This is a genomic window from Halorubrum sp. SP9, assembly GCF_005435015.1.
GTDB lineage: Archaea > Halobacteriota > Halobacteria > Halobacteriales > Haloferacaceae > Halorubrum > Halorubrum sodomense.
This window is the reverse complement of record NZ_SGXU01000114.1, coordinates 505-1,280: the sequence shown is the minus strand read 5'-3', so window position 1 is coordinate 1,280 and position 776 is coordinate 505. Positions and strand designations below refer to the sequence as shown.

Sequence of the window (776 nt, the reverse complement as noted above, 5' to 3'; positions counted from 1 at the left end):
AGGATCAACAGCGATTTCCTGACATTGGTACTCGGTAAGTCTATATACACATTTGTGATGATCGCCAATCCCGTAGTAGGTGTCAACGTTAGGCGCTAACTCTTGGGACGGGTATGCGTGATGCTGGAACCCGTGTGTCCGTTCAAACTCGTCGGGATCAATGCGTGTGATGTGGACGATGTCAAGGATAGCCACATTCTCCCAGTTGATTTCGGCAATCGCTTTTCGGATGTACCGTTCGAGCTGGTCGTTTGCTTCTTCGATGATCCGCTCGCGTTGTCGTTCTATGAGGTCGTTGACGCCTTTGAGTTGCGCCGTTTTCGCGAGGTCTGGTATGTCGCTCATGGATTCACCTGACGAGTGTACGCGCAGTCGGGACACACGTCGTAGACGTGGTTGCGGATCTTCAGCCACGCAAACTCTGTCGGTGGGCCGTCGAAAAACGTCTCCCCGTCGATCGTGACCTCGGTGGGGCGACCATCCTCATCGAAGGTCATCTCGACGCTGTCAAAGTCGTCTTCGGGGACATAGCGTACGTCTTTCGTCCCTGTCTCGTCACGAACCTCGTAGTACCTACCGACAGTCTTCCACTCGGAATCGTGGTGGCTACACGGCATTATTCGTAGGTTCTGTCGGACTGGTTGAGTTTGTGTCCGATAGCTGTCGCCCCACACGCTTCACACTCGATTGTGAAGTCGCCGTCGAGGTGGACGGTGATCTTCGTGGTCGTCGTCCGATGACACGACGGACACTTGAGGAAGTCCGCAGGGTTGTCT

At 54.4% G+C, this 776-nt stretch carries 2 protein-coding genes; both read right to left on the bottom strand.

Annotation, left to right across the window (positions count from 1 at the left end):
* On the bottom strand, positions 1–345 hold a 345-nt coding region (locus EXE45_RS16700), incomplete at its 3' end, for a hypothetical protein (protein WP_137694991.1).
* The gene (locus EXE45_RS16695; protein ID WP_137694990.1) at positions 342–617 is read right to left on the bottom strand and encodes a hypothetical protein; all 276 of its coding nucleotides are present in this window, start codon (positions 615–617) and stop codon (positions 342–344) included. The genes EXE45_RS16700 and EXE45_RS16695, both read right to left, overlap by 4 nt.
* Positions 618–776: the final 159 nt, after the last annotated feature.